We start from the raw sequence: 16,378 nt of genomic DNA, 5'->3' as shown, positions 1-16,378 counted from the left end.
GGTCACCGGGGCAGGGGGTCTTCCTCCTCGGCCTGCGGCGCCAGCCAGTCGCGAAACTTCACCACCGCGCTGTCCTGCGCCTTTTCCTCGGGCCAGACCAGGTGATAGGCGCCGGGGCTGTCCGTGCGCCCGCCCCAGACCGTCACCAGCTTGCCGGTCGCCAAATCCTGCTCGGCCAGGTAATCCGGCAACAGCGCCACGCCGAGGCCATGCAAAGCCGCCTGCGTGATGGTCGAGAACTGGTCGTATATCGTACCCGCCACCGTGCCCGTCTCGACCCCGTGCGCGGCGAACCACGCGCGCCACGCCTCGGGCCGCGTCTCGATATGCAGCAAGGGCAGGGACAGCACATCCTTGGCCTTTAGCACCGCCGCCCGCTCCAACAGCGCGGGGGCAGCCACCGCCACCACCGCCTCGTTCTTCAGCCGCAGCGATTGCGTGCCGGGCCAGGCTCCGCTTCCGAAAAGAATAGCTGCATCAAAGGGTTCCGCGCCAAAGTTGAACGGCTTCAGCCGCGTCGACAGGTTCAGCGTCACTTCCGGATGCGCCGCGGCGAACTCCGGCAGGCGCGGCACCAGCCAGCGCATCCCGAAGGTCGGCAAAATCGCCAGGTTCAAACTACCGCCCCCGGGGTTCAGCGCCAGCTTCAGCGAGGCCTGGCTGATCCGGTTCAGCGCCGCACGCGTCTCGCCGGCATAGCCCCGTGTTTCCGGCGTCAGCCGCACGCGCCGCCCTTCGCGCACAAACAGCGGCACGCCCAGCTGGCTTTCCAGCGTCTGCAATTGCCGGCTCACCGCGCTCTGGCTCAGGTTCAGCTCTTCGGCCACCGCCGTCAGGCTGCCCAGCCGGTCCAGCGCCTCCAGCGCGCGCAGCGCGCCGAGGGAGGGCAGAAAGCGGCGGGGCAGGGACATCTATGCAGCTTCCTCATGAATATATGCCGAATTGCCGCTTTTTATTGCGCTTATCTCAGGATAAATTCAACCCAAACCGAATTTCCCTTGCCAAAGGAGACCGCCATGAGCCTCGATGCCCCCAAACTTCGCGACAAGGACAAGCCCGACCTCGCCGGGTTCGACTGGGCCGATCCCTTTCTGCTGAATGCCCAGCTGGAAGAAGACGAGCGCATGATCGCCGACAGCGCCCGGACCTTCGCGCAGGAAACCCTGCAACCCAAGGTCAAGGACGCCTATGCGTCGGAAACCTCCGATCCCGGCATCTTTCGCGAGATGGGGCAGATGGGCCTTCTGGGCACCACCATCCCCGAGGAATACGGCGGTCTTGGCGCCAACTACACCACCTACGGCCTCGTCGCGCGCGAGATCGAGCGCGTCGACTCGGGCTATCGCTCCATGATGTCCGTGCAATCCAGCCTGGTGATGTATCCCATCTACGCCTATGGCAGCGAGGACCAGCGCCAGAAATACCTGCCGGGCCTGGCCTCGGGCGAGCTGATCGGCTGTTTCGGCCTGACCGAACCCGACGCAGGATCCGACCCCGCCGGCATGAAGACCCGCGCCGAAAAGACCGACGCAGGCTACAAGATCTCTGGCTCCAAGATGTGGATTTCGAACGCGCCCATCGCCGATGTCTTCGTCGTCTGGGCCAAGTCCGACGGCCATGACGGCAAGATCCGCGGCTTCGTGCTCGACAAGGGCATGAAAGGGCTTTCCGCGCCCAAGATCGGCGGCAAGCAAAGCTTGCGCGCCTCGATCACCGGCGAGATCGTCATGGACGGCGTTGAGGTGGGCGAAGACGCGCTTTTGCCGAATGTTCAAGGGCTTAAAGGCCCCTTTGGATGTCTCAACCGCGCGCGCTACGGCATCGCCTGGGGCGTAATGGGCGCGGCCGAGTTCTGCTGGCACGCCGCGCGCCAGTACGGCCTTGACCGCAAGCAGTTCAAGCGCCCGCTGGCCCAGACCCAGCTTTTCCAGAAGAAACTCGCCGACATGCAGACCGAGATCACCCTTGGCCTTCAGGCAGCCCTTCGCGTGGGTCGGCTGATGGACGCCGCCCAAGCCGCGCCCGAGATGATCAGCCTCATCAAGCGCAACAATTGCGGCAAGGCGCTGGATATCGCGCGCATGGCCCGCGACATGCATGGCGGCAACGGCATTTCCGAGGAATTCCACGTCATCCGCCACATGATGAACCTGGAAACGGTCAACACCTACGAAGGCACGCACGACGTGCACGCGCTTATCCTCGGACGCGCACAAACCGGGCTTCAGGCGTTTTTCTGAAGCCGCGCCAATGACTTGCAGGGCAGGGGGCTGCCCTGCTCTATTGCCCGTCCCGCGCGGATCGCCGCGCGTGTTCGCTCAGGACCAGCAGCCCGCCGGCAATCGCCCAGTTCTTGACGAAGATCGACATTTGCCAGCCATCCTCGGGCTGGAAGTGGAAAATGCTGGTGGCCATGCAATACGCCGCCAGCGCCAGCGCGACCCAGCGCGTGGCCCAGCCCAGCAACAGCGCCAGTCCCGCAACCGCGTTGAACGCCAGCGCCGGCCAGATCAGCGCGCCGGGCAGCCCCAGATTGCCCAGCAAAGCCATGCCTTGCTCCGGCGCGACCGCTTTCTGCACCGAGCCAGCCAGAAACAGCACAGCGATCAGCGCGCGCCCGATCCGCAGGGTCCAGTTCGCTTGCGTCGTGGCACCATGGCGCATCGGGTCGGTCATGAAGTCTCCATAGGCAGGGGGCGTCGAGGCTCCGCGGTGGTTCGTCCTGAAGTCACGCAAGCTGTGTACGCCAAGTTTCAGCCCGGGCCACGGCGCTCGCACCCAATTAGCGCATAATCAGTATTATGTTAAATAAATTCATATCTCAATCAGCACGCTCGGCACCGTAAAACCCTTGTGCGTCCGGCTCTTGCCCAAATATCCTCACCCGCGTGCCGCGCCTGTCATCCTCGATGCCACAGTCTTGTACAGAGTGCCACACCCCGCAACTCTCACTCGACACCGCCGTATGTCACGGTCTATGACGTAGCGGAAAGGACGCCGCGCCGCATGACTTCCATTCTTATCCTCAACGGACCGAACCTCAACTTGCTGGGCACGCGCCAGCCCGAGGTCTATGGCTCCACGACGCTGAGCGACATCGAGGCGCAGTGCAACGCTGTGGCTGCGGAATTGGGCATCGGCCTGAGCTTCGCGCAATCCAACGCCGAGGGCGCGCTTGTCGACAGGATCCACGACGCCCGCGGCACCCATGACGGGCTCATCCTCAACGCCGGTGCCTATACCCACACATCCATCGCGCTGATGGACGCGATCTCGAGCACTGAAATTCCCACAATCGAGCTGCATCTCAGCAACATCCACGCCCGCGAGGATTTTCGCCACACTTCCTATATCGCCAGGGTCGCGGTCGGCGTGATCTGCGGCTTCGGCGCCCACGGCTACACGCTGGCGCTCCACGCCATGGCCCGACACCTGAAGGCGGCGACATGATCTCGACCGCGCACCTCAACACGCTTCTGAACGCGCCCAGCATCGAAGAGCTGTGGGAGATGCACGTGGCGCAGATGGCCGACTATGGGTTCGACCGGCTGATCTACGGCTTCACCCGCTACCGCACCTCCACATCCCTGGGCGATCCGGACGATTTCGTGCTGCTCAGCAACCACTCGCCGGACTACATGAACGTCTTCATCGGCGACGGCCTTTACCATCACGCGCCGATGGTCCGCTGGGCGCTCGACAACGAAGGCGCCTGTTCCTGGCGCGTCATGGCCGAGATGCTGGCCACCGAAACCCTGACCGCACAGGAACGCAAAGTGGTCGAGTTCAATGCCTCCATGGGCGTCACCTGCGGCTACTCGATCAGCTTCAAATCCATGTCGCCGCGCACCAAGGGCGCCATCGCGCTGACCGCCCACGCGGGCCACGACCAGGCCGCCTGTGACGCGCTGTGGGAAGAGCATGGCGACGATATCACCCTGCTCAACAACATCGTCCACCTGCGTATCCTGACCCTGCCTTACGAGGCGCCGGGCCGCTCGCTCACCAAACGTCAGAAAGAGGTGCTGGGCTGGGTCGGCGACGGCAAGACGATCCAGGATATCGCGCTGTTGATGGAACTGACCCCGGCCACGGTGGAAAAGCACCTGCGCCTTGCGCGCGAGGCCCTCAGCGTCGAGACTACGGCCCAGGCGGTGCTCAAGGCCGCGTTTCAGAATCAGATTTTCGTTCTGGATACCTGACGGCTGCGCACGCAAAGGCCATGTAAAAGGGCCCTTGCCTAAAAAAGTTACTAATTCCTACAAAAATTTGAAAGATTTTACCGCTTGGTAAGGAATCCCCTACTTTCGCAAGTTAACGTTACGTCGCATGATATCTTCGTTCCGTGAGTGGTGGCTTTAGCCTGGGAACATGGGTCGGACGCCCCTGCGATTTCAGGGAAGACCGGCCTGCCGGTTCTGCCGGATCCCGGTCGGTTGGCCTATAGCTCGGTTGGCCGGCCGGACTTGCCTGCGCCGTCTCATCCCGTGTTTGGTTGCAGGAATGACGGTGCCGTCCGCCCGGGCGGCACCGTTTTTCTTGGGCTCCCGCTGTCAAGGCCCCCTCCCCGTTCAGATGCGGAATATAGCGCTTGCAGCCGCCTTCCCGAGGCACATCCTCCGTGCAGCACTGCGATCCACCGCCATAAGCATGGGCGTCGCGCAACCCAACCTCGACCACGTCCATCCCGCTGCGCTCCGTCTACCCGGCCCGGTAGACGTCGGATTTCCCGAAGCAGACAGGCTCGGGGTCCGGCGCGCGCACGTTCATGCTCAGGTAAAAGGCGAGAAGCCTCAGCAACAAGCCGAGTGCCGTTCCAAGAAAAAAGCGCGCCCCGACTCCTCGGAACGCGCACTGACTTCCTCTGGCCGAAAATATCCCGGGGGGTGCGGGGGGCTGGCCCCCCGCTTCGAACCGGTAGCCCGAGGGGCTGGCCCCTCGGGCCCACGATCACGGCAAACTCAGCCCTGCGCCGCCTTGGCAACTTCCTCGGCGAAGTTTTCTTCCTTCTTCTCGATCCCCTCGCCCACTTCCATACGGATGAAGCCGGTGATCTCGGCACCGGCCTCTGCGGCGGCGGCGCCAACGGTCACGTCGGGGTTGATGACGAAGGCCTGGTTCACCAATGTGATCTCGGACATGTATTTCTTCATGCGGCCCTCGATCATCTTCTCGATCACCTGCTCGGGCTTGCCGGATTCGCGGGCGATGTCGATCTGCACCTGGCGTTCCTTGTCGACCACGGCCTGGTCCAGCTCCGCCTCGTTCAGCGCGGCGGGGTTGGTGGCGGCGATATGCATCGCGACCTGACGCCCGAACGCCTCGTCACCACCTTTCATGGCGACCAGCACGCCGATTTTGCCCATGCCGTCGGTGGCGGCGTTGTGGATATAGCTCACGACCGTGTCGCCCTCGATCTTCTCCATGCGGCGCAGGCCCATGTTCTCGCCGATCGTGGCGATCTTGTCGGTGATGATCTCAGAGACGGGCTTGCCACCGATATCGGCGTTTTGCAGCGCGTCGAGATTTGCCACGCCCACCGCGGCGGCGGCAATGTCGCCCACCATCTTCTGGAACTCGGCGTTCTTGGCGACAAAGTCTGTCTCGGCGTTCACCTCGACGGCGACGCCCGTGCCGCCGGTCACGCTGACGGCCACCAGACCCTCGGCGGCGGTGCGGCCCGATTTCTTGGCGGCTTTCGCCAGGCCCTTGGTGCGCAGCCAGTCAACGGCGGCGTCCATGTCGCCATCGGTCTCGGTCAGCGCTTTCTTCGCGTCCATCATGCCCGCGCCGGTCTTGTCGCGCAGCTCTTTCACACTTGCAGCTGTGATCGCCATCTTGGCTCTCCTCGAATATTGGGGCTGTCATGGGCGCGGCCGGATCCCGCGCCCAGGTATATCAACAAGGTATAGGTTTCGTGACAGGCTCAGCTGTCAGCGGCCTCTTTCTTGACCTCTTCGGCGGACTCGATGTCCAGCGGCGCGTCCTTGGACATGGCGTCGTCATGCTTCGCCTCGTCGCTCGGCGCGGCGGTTGCATCCGCCGCCGGGGTCGCCGCGGGCTCTTCGCTCACGGCCTCTTCCGCCGGGGCCTCTTCCATCGCGCCCACGTCGATGCCTGCCGCGCCCATCTGGGCCGACATGCCGTCCAGCGCCGCGCGGGACACCAGGTCACAGTAAAGCGAGATCGCACGCGCCGCGTCGTCGTTGCCCGGGATGATGTAATCCACGCCATCGGGCGAGCAGTTGGTGTCGACCACGGCCACGACCGGGATGCCCAGCTTGTTGGCTTCGGCCACGGCCAGCGCCTCTTTCTTGACGTCGATCACGAACAGCAGGTCCGGCACGCCGCCCATCTGGCGGATACCGCCCAGAGACGCGTTCAGCTTTTCCTGGTCGCGCTCAAGGCCCAGACGCTCTTTCTTGGTCAGGCCCTCGGCGCCGCCTTCCATGATCTCGTCGATCTCGTTCAGGCGCTTGATCGACTGGCTCACGGTCTGCCAGTTGGTCAGCGTGCCGCCCAGCCAGCGGTGGTTCATGTAATACTGCGCGCATTTCTCCGCCGCCTCGGCGATCGGTGCGCTGGCCTGCCGCTTGGTGCCGACGAACAGAACGCGGCCGTTCTTGGCCACGGTCTCGCGGATGACGTTCAGCGCCGCGTCCAGCATCGGCACGGTCTGCGTCAGGTCCATGATGTGGATGCCGTTGCGCGCGCCATAGATGAACTCGCCCATACGGGGGTTCCAACGCTGCGTCTGGTGGCCGAAGTGCACGCCAGCTTCAAGCAGCTGACGCATGGAGAACTCTGGAAGAGCCATGGTCGTTTTCCTTTCCGGTTTGCGCCTCGGTACGGGATGAGAAGCGGATGCTTCAACCGGTGGACCTTCGGGGATGTCTCCCCCGAGAGGCCCGCCCATACCTGCGGGATTGAATGGCGCGCGTATAACGGGCTATTTCCCGCGGCGCAAGCCCTCATCTGCACAGGCCTGTCCACCGGGCGGGCCGAAATCTTTCAAAGATTTCGACCCGTTTTCTTTCCAAGAAAACGTTCCCTACCCGTCGCACCCGCCCGGCAGATCGCGCGCCACGGCCCCAAGCCCAGGGGCCGCCTCGGCCAGCATGGCGTCCAGCGCTTTGGTCCCCAAAGGGGCATAGAACCACTCCGCGTCATCCCAGACCACCAGCCACCGCGCGCACCATCCGAACGGCGCTTCCTCGGGCGACAGGTCCCCGGCCCCGCTGGCCGCAAGCCCCCAGTGCCACGGCCCATCTACACCATGCCCGCCGAATTCTGGCCCCGTCACCTCGAAGGCCGATATATCGAACGGATGCGCATAGTCAGGGTCCAGCACCGCGTCCCGCAACCAGCCCGCTTGCATGTCGATCCGCTCCGCATAGGCTTCAAGCAGTCCCGGCAGCACATGCGCCCGCCGGTCCCGGCGCACCCGCGCCTCCTGCCCCGACAGGTCCGCCACCGTGCCCAGAAAGGCGAACGCCCCCTCCCCCGGCGCCGCGCTCAGGTTGGCGAAGGCGGAAAACACCTCCGCCCGCCGGTCCCGGGCCGTCTCATCGGCAAACCACGAGTCGGGCAGGTTCGCGGCCACCGCCGCCGCCACCAGCAGCGCCAGCACGGGTTTCAGCGGAATGCGAAAGCGGCGGGTCTCGTCCATCCCTGCACCCTACGCCGCGTCACCGCGCCCCGCAAACCGCTTGCTCTCCCCGTTCCCGGCGGTGCAAATGACCGCATGACGCGCGCGCCCGACATCCTCTGCATCGGCTCGGTCCTGTGGGACATCATCGGCCGCTCGGCGAGCGCCATGCGCCAGGGCTCGGACGTGCCCGGCCGCATCACCCGCGGCCCCGGCGGCGTCGCGCTCAACATCGCGCTCAGCCTCTCGCATTTCGGTCTGCGCCCGGCCCTGCTCAGCGCCGTGGGAAGCGACGCGCCGGGCGAGGAATTGCTGGCGCTTTGCGCGTCGCGCGGCATCGATACATCCCATGTCTGGCGCTCGTCCGAACTGCCCACGGATCAATACATGGCGATCGAAGGCGCGAACGGCCTGATCGCCGCCATCGCCGACGCCCATTCGCTGGAGGCGGCAGGCGACCGGATTCTCGCGCCCTTGCAGGACGGATCTCTGGGCAGTGCCACCACTCCCCATACCGGCCCCATCGCGCTTGACGGCAACCTGACCGCGGCCCTGCTGACACAGATTGCCCACGACTCCGCCTGTTCCGCCGCCGACCTGCGCGTGGCCCCCGCCTCGCCCGGCAAGGCCGAGCGTCTGCTGCCCTTCCTGCAAACCGGGCGCGGCATCCTATATGTGAATCTCGAAGAGGCCGGCATCCTCTGCGGTCGCCCCTTCGCCTCTGCCGCCGACGCGGGCTCGGCCCTGTGTGACCGTGGCGCGGCGCGCGCCATCGTCACCAACGGGGCCGAGGCCACCGCCGACGCCGGGCCGGACGGCCTTCTGACCGGCCAGCCGCCGCCCGTGCTCGTCACCCGCGTCACCGGCGCGGGCGACACCTTCATGGCCGCGCACATTGCCGCCGAAACACGCGGCGCGGACCGCGCCACCGCCCTCGACCGCGCGCTTCAAGCCGCCGCCACCCACATTTCCGGGGATATCGCCACATGACCACCCTGCCGCTGCACTATTCGCCCGAGGTTGCCGCCGCCCGCGCCGAGGCCCGCCCCATCGTGGCGCTGGAAAGCACCATCATCACCCACGGGATGCCCTATCCGCAGAACCTGGAAACCGCATGGCAGGTCGAGGATGCGGTGCGCGACGCGGGCGCCATCCCGGCGACCATCGCCGTGCTGGACGGACAGCTGCATATCGGTCTTGACGAGGCCCGCCTCGAAGCCCTCGCCCGGGCGCAAAATGTCGCCAAGCTCAGTCGCGCCGACCTTGCCGTTTGCATCGCCACCGGCGGCACCGGCGCCACCACGGTCGCCGCCACCATGATCTCGGCCCACGCCGCCGGCATCGCCACCTTCGCCACCGGCGGCATCGGCGGCGTGCATCGCGGCGCCGAGACAAGCTTCGACATCTCCGCCGACCTTCAGGAATTGGCGCAAACCCCCGTCACGGTCGTTTGCGCCGGTGCCAAGGCCATTCTCGATCTGCCCAAGACGCTGGAAGTGCTGGAAACCCTCGGCGTGCCCGTCATCGCCTACGGACAGGACAGTCTGCCCGCCTTCTGGTCCGCCACCTCGGAAATGCCCGCGCCTCTGCGGCTCGATGATCCGCAATCCATCGCCCGCGCGCATCTCGCCCGCGCGGCCCTTGGCCTGCCGGGGGGACAGCTTGTCGCCAATCCGATTCCGGCCGAGGCTGAGATCCCCGCCGCGGAAATCATCCCCATCATCGAAGAGGCAACACGCGAGGCCACGGCCAAGGGCATCACCGGCAAGGCCGTGACACCCTTCCTGCTCGACCGTATCTACACCCTCACCCAAGGCCGATCGCTCGACGCCAATATCGCGCTGGTTGTCAACAATGCCCGGCTTGCCGCGAAAATCGCCACCTGTCTCGGGGATGCGGATCAAACCGGCGCCAAGCCGTGAAATCCGTTGTAGCGCCTCGGTGAAGCGCCTAGATATCGCCTGACCAGAACCCCGAAGGCTTTCATGAACACCCCTTTCGACGACGATCCCGCACCCCCGCCCAAGAAACCCGGACGGTTCGCGGGGCTCCGCGCCAGTTTCCTGACCGGCATCGTGGTCATCGCGCCCATCGGTCTGACCATCTGGCTGATCTGGACGCTGGTGGGCTGGGTCGACGGCGTCGTGCTGCCCTTCGTGCCCGACACCTACCAGCCGGAATACCTGATCAACCGCTTCATCCTGGGCAACACCCGTCCCGACGAGGCCGACTGGGTGCGCATCAACATCCGCGGCGTGGGCGTGATCGTCTTCCTTCTGTTCACGCTTTTCGTGGGCTGGATCGCCAAGGGCCTGATCGGCCGTTCGATGATCCGCTACGGCGAAAGCCTGGTGGACCGGATGCCTGTCGTCCGCTCGATCTATTCCGGCGTCAAGCAGATCGCCGAGACGGTCTTTGCCCAGTCCGAGCGCAGTTTCGAGAAAGCCTGCCTGATCCAGTACCCCCGCAAGGGCATCTGGGCCGTCGGCTTCATCTCGACCCAGGCCAAGGGCGAGGTCGCCGACAAGGCCGAGATGTCGGGCGACCTGCTTAGCGTCTTCGTGCCCACGACGCCGAACCCGACCTCGGGCTTCCTGCTGTTCTTTCCGCGCTCCGACGTGATCGAGCTGGACATGTCGATCGAGGACGCGGCCAAGCTGGTGATCTCCGCAGGCCTCGTCTATCCGGGGCAGAACGGCAAGGCGATCCCGCCCGACACGGAACACTGAAAAGGATGTCGATTGGTTAATGCGGCGAACGGCGTGTTGATTCTGGCCGCCGGTCGCTGGCACCGACGCGATACCGACAGGAATACCGACGTGATACCGACGCGTATTACCGGCCTCGGACCATGTTAACCTAAGATTCGCACGCTCAGCCGAACATCTCCGCCAGGTCCACGCTGTCGCGCTGCCCGACATGCTCGAAATCCGTCTCCAGGAACCGCTCCGCCGCCGCCCGCCCGGCCCGCTTCAGCCGGTCCAGCACCAGCGGGCTCGGCACCAGTTTCGTGGCCACCGACAGCTCGCGCATCAGGTCGTCATCGGCGATCATGTGAACCCGGACGCGCTTCATCGCGCCCTCCGCGATCACGCCCGTATCGATCAGGTTCTGCACGAAATGGATCGCCCTCAACTCTCGCAGCAAGGCCGCGTTAAAGCTGATTTCGTTGATCCGGTTCTGGATCTCCTGCGGCGATTTCGGCACCTCGTCCCGCACCAGCGGGTTGATGTTGATGACCACGACGTCGTCGGGCAACCCCTTGCGGAACAACGGAAAAAGCGCCGGGTTGCCGCTGTATCCGCCGTCCCAGTAATGCGCCCCGTCGATCTCGACGGCCTGAAACAGCGTCGGCAGGCACGCCGAGGCCAAAAGGCTGTCCGAGGTGATCGCGTCGCCCTCGAATACCCTGATTTTGCCGGTATGCACATTGGTGGCGCCGACAAAGAACTGCGGCTCGCAGATCTTGCAGACCTTGTCGTATTCGAACCGGTCCACCACCCGCCGCAACGGGTTCGCGTAGAACGGCCCATAGGCATAGGGCGAGATTACGCGGCTTGCCGCATCGGCCAGAGTATAGGCCGGCGACAGTTCCAGAACGTCGCTGAAGGTGCCGATCCCGGGCAACCGGCCCGCCATCCACGCGGGCAGCCGGAAATCCTCCACCGCCCCCATCTGTGCCCAGAGCCAATCGAGGTTCTCGCGTGCCCCGTCCCGGCCCCCGGCCAACAACCCGGCCTTCAGCGCAGCACCGTTCAGCGCGCCGGCAGAGGTGCCGGAAATGCCTGCGATTTCAACGTCTTCCTCTTCCAGAAGCCTATCAAGCACCCCCCAGGTAAAGGCCCCGTGTGCGCCCCCGCCCTGCAATCCCAGATTGATCCGCTTTGCGGTCACGTCACGTCCTCTTTCTCTGGCCGAAAATATCCCGGGGAGCCCGAGGGGCTGGCCCCTCGGAAAACCAGGTGAGCCCGAGGGGCTGGCCCCTCGGATGGCCCGGTCACAGAGCCGTCCAGCCGCCATCCACGCTGATCGTCGTGCCCGTGATCTGCTCGGCCGAGGACGAGCACAGAAAGACGGTCGTGCCGCCCATCTGCTCCACCGTCGCCATCTGCTTGGACGGTTGCCTTTCCAGGATCACCTCGCGGATCACCTCCTCGCGGCCCATGCCGTATTTCTCCATCGTGTCCGGGATCTGCTTTTCCACCAAGGGCGTCATCACGTAGCCCGGGCAGATCGCGTTGCAGGTGATCGGCTCCTCCGCCGTCTCCAGCGCCGTCACCTTGGTCAGCCCCACCAGCCCGTGCTTGGCCGCCACGTAGGCTGATTTGAACGGGCTCGCGGTCAGGCCATGGGCGCTGGCGATGTTGATCACCCGGCCCCAGCCGCGCTCGCGCATCACCGGCAGGGCGGCGGCGGTGGTGTGAAAGGCCGAAGTCAGGTTGACGGCGATGATCTGGTCCCATTTCTCGGCCGGGAAGTCCGGGATGCCCGCCACGTGCTGCACGCCTGCGTTGTTCACCAGGATATCGCAGCCGCCCGCCTCGTCGATCAGACGGTGACAGGCGGCGGGGTCGCTCATGTCGGCGGCGATGAACACCACCTCCGCGCCGGTGTCTTTACGAATTCTTTCCGCGCATTCCTCACATTCATCCCGGGCGATCCGTCCGTTCAGAACCACGCGTGCCCCGGCTTCGGCCAAAGAGGTGGCGATTCCCAGACCGATTCCCGAGGTCGATCCGGTGACGATGGCGGTTTTTCCAGCGAGAGACATGATGCAGCACCCTTTCGTTAACTTTCGCGCCAGACCTAGCGTGTTTCGCGGGTCGTTGAAAACCTGCCATACACGGGTTTCGGCGCATATGGGCGCATGTTCGTGATGTTGAGAAAAAACTGCCGTTCGCGTAAAAAAAACGCCGGCACAAGGCCGGCGTTAAGTTATTGAGGCAGGTTTCATACAGGCAAGAAACCTATCGAGCAGTGCCCCCTTTATACGCAATTCGCCGTGATGATCCAAGCTAAAAGTTTGAAAAGACGTAAATCCACCATTAACCTCGATGCTCAGACAAATAAGGCCTGAGCAGGATTGTTGCCCAAATGGGACCAGATTTTTTCCACCGCGCGCTGCGCGCAATCGCGATTCTCGGCGCCGGTCTGGTGGCCGCGCCCGCCATGGCCGAGCCGTCGCATGGCATAGCTATGTACGGCGACCCCGCCCTGCCCCCAGATTTCGTGTCCCTGCCCTATGCCAACCCTGACGCGCCCAAGGGCGGCCGGCTGGTCAGCGGCAACGTCGGCAGCTTCGACAGTCTCAATCCGTTCGTCCAGAAAGGCGAGCCGCCCTGGCAGTTGCGCTACCTCACGCACGAAGCGTTGATGGGCCGCTCTTATGACGAGCCGTTCTCGCTTTATGGTCTTCTGGCCGAATCGGTCGAGACCGGCCCGGATCGGAAATGGGTCGAATTCACGCTGCGCGACGAGGCCACATTCTCGGACGGCACGCCCGTCACGGTCGAGGACGTGATCTGGTCGTACGAGACCATCGGCACAGAGGGGCACGGCCGCTATCGCGGCTTCTGGCAGAAGGTCGAAAAGATCGAGGCCACAGGCCCCCGCAGCGTCCGGCTGAACTTCAACACCGAGGACCGCGAACTGGCCCTCATCGCCGGCCTGCGCCCGATCCTGAAAAAGGCCCAGTGGGAGGGCAAGGAGTTTTCCCAAGCCGCGCTCGCGGACGTGCCCATCGGCTCGGCGCCCTATGTGGTGGCGAATTACGAGGTCGGGCGTCACGTGACCCTGCGGCGCAATCCCGATTACTGGGGCAACGACCTGCCTTTTCGGCGCGGCACCAACAATTTCGATGAGATCCGCATCGAGTTCTACGGCGACGATGCCGTGATGAAAGAGGCGTTCAAGGCCCAGGCCATATCTTACGTGCGGGAACTCAACGCCGAGAGATGGGCGACGCAATACGACTTTCCGGCGGTCCAATCGGGTGCGGTCACGCTGTCCGAGATCCCGCAGGGCACGCCCTCGGGCATGACCGGGTTCGTCTTCAACACCCGGCGCGCGCCGCTGGACGACTGGCGCGTGCGCGAGGCGCTGATCCTGGCCTTCAATTTCGAGTATATCAACGACACGCTGACCGGCGGGCGGCAGCCGCGCATCACCTCGTATTTCTCTGGCTCGGAACTGGGTATGCGCGACGGCCCCGCCACGGGCCGCGTGCGCGAGTTGCTGGAGCCTTACGCCGACACGCTTCTGCCTGGCGCGCTGGAAGGCTACACCGTGCCCCAGGGCGACGGCACCAAGCGCAATCGCGGCAATATCCGCAAGGCGATGGACCTGCTGAACGAGGCCGGCTGGACGGTCGAGAACGGCGAGTTGCGCAATGCCGAGGGCGAGCCGCTCAGCCTGACGGTGCTCTTGCAGCAGGACGGCCTGTTGCAACAGGCGTCGACCTACATGGAGATCTACGCCCAGGCATTGGAGCGCCTGGGGATCGACCTGAAAATCGAAACCACCGACCCCGCGCAGTATAATGAGCGCGAGCAGAATTTCGATTTCGATCTCACATTCTTCCGCCGCGCTTTCTCGCTCAGCCCCGGGAACGAGCAGATCTATTACTGGGGGGCAGAATATGCCGACATCCCCGGCAGCCGGAACGTGATGGGCATGAAATCCCCGGCCGCCGAGGCGATGATCGACACGATGCTGAACGCCACCAGCCGCGAAGATTTCACCGCCGCTGTCCGCGCCTTGGACAGGGTGTTGATTTCAGGTCGCTATGTCATTCCGATCCACGCCTATGCCGTCGGCAGGATTGCGCATCTTAGCGACTTGAAATATCCTGCCGACCGACTGCCGGTCTACGGGGACGGGATCTGGTTCCTCCCCGAGGTCTGGTGGTCTGAGGCAAGTGAACAATAAAAAACGACAGTAACATCGAGCAGATATCATGAGGAAAATCGCTGTTTTCGCGCTGATCGCCGCGGCCCTGTCGGGCTGTGCCACGATCGAGGGTGTGGGCCGGGACATCTCCGGCGCATCGCGCGGCGTGCAAAGCTGGTTCTAAGGCGGCGCTAGGCCTGCCATTCCGAACTGTTCAACGCCTTCGCTTGCGAAGGCGAACGATGGATTGCACCCGTCTTCTTGATCCCGGACGCAAAAAGGCCGACGCATTTGCGCCGGCCTTTTCGATGTGTCCTGCCGGTGGCGTTTCAGCCGACCTTTTGGTCCGCCCGGCTTTCGCGCAGGTCCGACAGCTCCTGCGCCACAAGGAAGGCCAGTTCCAGCGCCTGTGACGCATTGAGCCGCGGGTCGCACGCCGTGTGGTAGCGGTCCGACAGGTCCTCTTCGGTCACGGCTCGCACGCCGCCGGTGCATTCGGTCACGTCCTGGCCGGTCATCTCGAAATGCACGCCGCCCGGTGTGGTGCCCTCGGCGCGGTGTACGCCGAAGAAGTCCTGCACCTCGCGCAGCACGCTCTCGAAGGGCCGCGTCTTGTAGCCCGAGGCCGACTTGATCGTGTTGCCATGCATCGGGTCGCAGACCCAGGTGACGTTGGTCCCCTCCTCGCGCACGGTCTTGATCAGGCGCGGCAGGTGTTCGCCCACCTTGCCCGCGCCGAACCGCGCGATCAGCGTCAGGCGCCCCGCCTCGTTGTCGGGGTTCAGCGTCGCCATCAGCTTTTTCAGGTCGTCGGTTTCCATCGTCGGGCCGCATTTCAGGCCGATCGGGTTCAGTACGCCGCGCAGGAACTCCACATGCGCGCCATCCGGCTGCCGCGTGCGGTCGCCTATCCACAGCATGTGGCCCGACCCCGCCAGCCAGTTGCCCGAGGTCGAGTCGACCCGCGCCAGCGCCTCTTCGTATTCCAGAAGCAGGCTTTCATGCGAGGTGTAGAACTCCACAGTGTGCAGCGTGTGGGCGCTGGCACTGTCCACGCCCGCCGCACGCATGAAATCGAGCGTGTCGGAAATGCGCGACGCCATTTCGCGATACCGCTCGGCCTTTTCGCCATCGGTGAAACCCAGCGTCCAGGCGTGCACCTGGTTCACATCCGCATACCCGCCGGTCGAAAAGGCTCGTATCAGGTTGAGCGTGGCCGCCGCCTGCGTATAGGCCTGAAGCATCTTCGCAGGGTCGGGAATGCGCGCTTCGGGGGTGAAGGCCAGCTCGTTGATGATGTCGCCGCGGTAGCTGGGCAATTCCATGCCATCCACGACCTCGGTCGGGGCCGAACGCGGCTTGGCAAACTGGCCCGCCATGCGGCCGACCTTGATCACCGGCACCTTGGCGCCATAGGTCAGCACCATCGCCATTTGCAGCATCACCTTGAACGTGTCGCGGATCGCGTCGGCCGAGAACTGGTCGAACGCCTCGGCGCAATCGCCGCCCTGCAACAGGAACGCCTCGCCCCGCGACGCCGCGCCAAGCTGTTTCTTCAGGCGCCGGGCTTCTCCTGCAAACACCAGCGGCGGATATTTGGACAGCTTCGACTCGACCGCGTGCAGGGCCTCTGCATCGGTATAGTCGGGCATCTGGATCCGCGGCTTGCTGCGCCAGTCAGACTTCTGCCAAGTGCTCATCGTTCTTCTCCGCTCATCGAATTTCGAGACCCGTCTATACTAAAGCCAGCCCGCGGACACCATACGGGTTCGACGGATTATGTCGGAAATTGACTGCGGCTCTCTTGCCAATCTCCGGGTTTTCGTGAAAGACCTGACCGAT

Annotated in this window: 16 protein-coding genes; 8 read left to right on the top strand and 8 right to left on the bottom strand. The window is 64.4% G+C overall.

The features are described 5' to 3' along the window. Positions 1–2: 2 nt before the first annotated feature. Positions 3–911, bottom strand: a complete 909-nt coding sequence (locus XM53_RS00725; RefSeq protein ID WP_057789300.1) for a LysR substrate-binding domain-containing protein — start codon at positions 909–911, stop codon at positions 3–5. 105 nt (positions 912–1,016) lie between these two features. Between XM53_RS00725 and XM53_RS00720 the strand changes: the two genes are divergently transcribed. Beyond that, positions 1,017–2,240, top strand: coding sequence for an acyl-CoA dehydrogenase (locus XM53_RS00720; protein WP_057789298.1), 1,224 nt, complete (start codon positions 1,017–1,019; stop codon positions 2,238–2,240). Between the two features lie 40 nt (positions 2,241–2,280). On the opposite strand, the gene XM53_RS00715 is transcribed toward XM53_RS00720, so the two are convergent. After that, entirely contained in the window at positions 2,281–2,676 is a 396-nt protein-coding gene (locus tag XM53_RS00715) for a DoxX family protein (RefSeq protein WP_236544392.1), read from the bottom strand. A 330-nt stretch (positions 2,677–3,006) separates the two neighbouring features. On the opposite strand from XM53_RS00715, the gene aroQ reads away from it, so the two are divergent. Both aroQ and XM53_RS00705 read left to right on the top strand, forming a co-directional pair. After that, complete coding sequence (gene aroQ / locus XM53_RS00710) at positions 3,007–3,450, top strand: type II 3-dehydroquinate dehydratase (protein WP_057789296.1); 444 nt, start codon at positions 3,007–3,009, stop codon at positions 3,448–3,450. After that, positions 3,447–4,202: a LuxR family transcriptional regulator gene (locus tag XM53_RS00705; RefSeq protein WP_057789294.1), complete on the top strand. Its 756-nt coding sequence runs from the start codon at positions 3,447–3,449 to the stop codon at positions 4,200–4,202. The genes aroQ and XM53_RS00705 overlap by 4 nt, the downstream gene beginning before the upstream one ends. A gap of 759 nt (positions 4,203–4,961) precedes the next feature. Here XM53_RS00705 and tsf read toward each other — a convergent pair. The 3 genes from tsf to XM53_RS00690 all read right to left on the bottom strand — a co-directional run bounded on the left by tsf (position 4,962) and on the right by XM53_RS00690 (position 7,669). Continuing rightward, a complete protein-coding gene (gene tsf / locus XM53_RS00700) occupies positions 4,962–5,837 on the bottom strand; it encodes a translation elongation factor Ts (RefSeq protein ID WP_057789292.1) in 876 nt (291 codons plus the stop codon). A gap of 89 nt (positions 5,838–5,926) precedes the next feature. Next, positions 5,927–6,817, bottom strand: coding sequence for a 30S ribosomal protein S2 (rpsB, locus tag XM53_RS00695; RefSeq protein ID WP_057789291.1), 891 nt, complete (start codon positions 6,815–6,817; stop codon positions 5,927–5,929). A 234-nt stretch (positions 6,818–7,051) separates the two neighbouring features. Next, positions 7,052–7,669 carry a hypothetical protein gene (locus XM53_RS00690; RefSeq protein WP_057789289.1) on the bottom strand — a complete coding sequence of 206 codons (618 nt, stop codon included), beginning with the start codon at positions 7,667–7,669 and terminating at the stop codon, positions 7,052–7,054. Positions 7,670–7,744: 75 nt separating this feature from the next. Here XM53_RS00690 and XM53_RS00685 point away from each other — a divergent pair, with 75 nt between their 5' ends. The 3 genes from XM53_RS00685 (at position 7,745) to XM53_RS00675 (ending at position 10,377) form a co-directional block, all read left to right on the top strand. Beyond that, on the top strand, positions 7,745–8,638 hold the full coding sequence (locus tag XM53_RS00685) for a PfkB family carbohydrate kinase (RefSeq protein ID WP_057789287.1): 894 nt from the start codon (positions 7,745–7,747) through the stop codon (positions 8,636–8,638). Further along, entirely contained in the window at positions 8,635–9,570 is a 936-nt protein-coding gene (locus XM53_RS00680; protein WP_057789285.1) for a pseudouridine-5'-phosphate glycosidase, read from the top strand. The genes XM53_RS00685 and XM53_RS00680 overlap by 4 nt, the downstream gene beginning before the upstream one ends. 63 nt (positions 9,571–9,633) lie before the next feature. Continuing rightward, entirely contained in the window at positions 9,634–10,377 is a 744-nt protein-coding gene (locus XM53_RS00675; protein ID WP_057789283.1) for a DUF502 domain-containing protein, read from the top strand. A 145-nt stretch (positions 10,378–10,522) separates the two neighbouring features. Here XM53_RS00675 and XM53_RS00670 read toward each other — a convergent pair whose 3' ends face one another. Together XM53_RS00670 and XM53_RS00665 are read right to left on the bottom strand one after the other, a co-directional pair. Continuing rightward, the gene (locus XM53_RS00670; RefSeq protein ID WP_057789281.1) at positions 10,523–11,542 is read right to left on the bottom strand and encodes a patatin-like phospholipase family protein; all 1,020 of its coding nucleotides are present in this window, start codon (positions 11,540–11,542) and stop codon (positions 10,523–10,525) included. A 103-nt stretch (positions 11,543–11,645) separates the two neighbouring features. Next, positions 11,646–12,419, bottom strand: a complete 774-nt coding sequence (locus XM53_RS00665) for a 3-hydroxybutyrate dehydrogenase (protein WP_057789278.1) — start codon at positions 12,417–12,419, stop codon at positions 11,646–11,648. 323 nt (positions 12,420–12,742) lie between these two features. On the opposite strand from XM53_RS00665, the gene XM53_RS00660 reads away from it, so the two are divergent. Together XM53_RS00660 and XM53_RS00655 are read left to right on the top strand one after the other, a co-directional pair. Further along, on the top strand, positions 12,743–14,575 hold the full coding sequence (locus XM53_RS00660; RefSeq protein WP_057789276.1) for an extracellular solute-binding protein: 1,833 nt from the start codon (positions 12,743–12,745) through the stop codon (positions 14,573–14,575). A gap of 28 nt (positions 14,576–14,603) precedes the next feature. Then, on the top strand, positions 14,604–14,720 hold the full coding sequence (locus XM53_RS00655; protein WP_057789274.1) for a lipoprotein: 117 nt from the start codon (positions 14,604–14,606) through the stop codon (positions 14,718–14,720). Positions 14,721–14,865: 145 nt separating this feature from the next. Here the strand turns inward: XM53_RS00655 and XM53_RS00650 are convergent, their stop codons facing one another. After that, entirely contained in the window at positions 14,866–16,236 is a 1,371-nt protein-coding gene (locus XM53_RS00650) for a class II 3-deoxy-7-phosphoheptulonate synthase (RefSeq protein ID WP_057789272.1), read from the bottom strand. Between the last annotated feature and the right edge of the window lie 142 nt (positions 16,237–16,378).

This window comes from Roseovarius atlanticus (assembly GCF_001441615.1).
In the GTDB taxonomy this organism is placed as follows: domain Bacteria; phylum Pseudomonadota; class Alphaproteobacteria; order Rhodobacterales; family Rhodobacteraceae; genus Roseovarius; species Roseovarius atlanticus.
The sequence above is the reverse complement of the archived record's forward strand: the minus strand, read 5'-3'. Positions and strand labels throughout refer to the sequence as shown.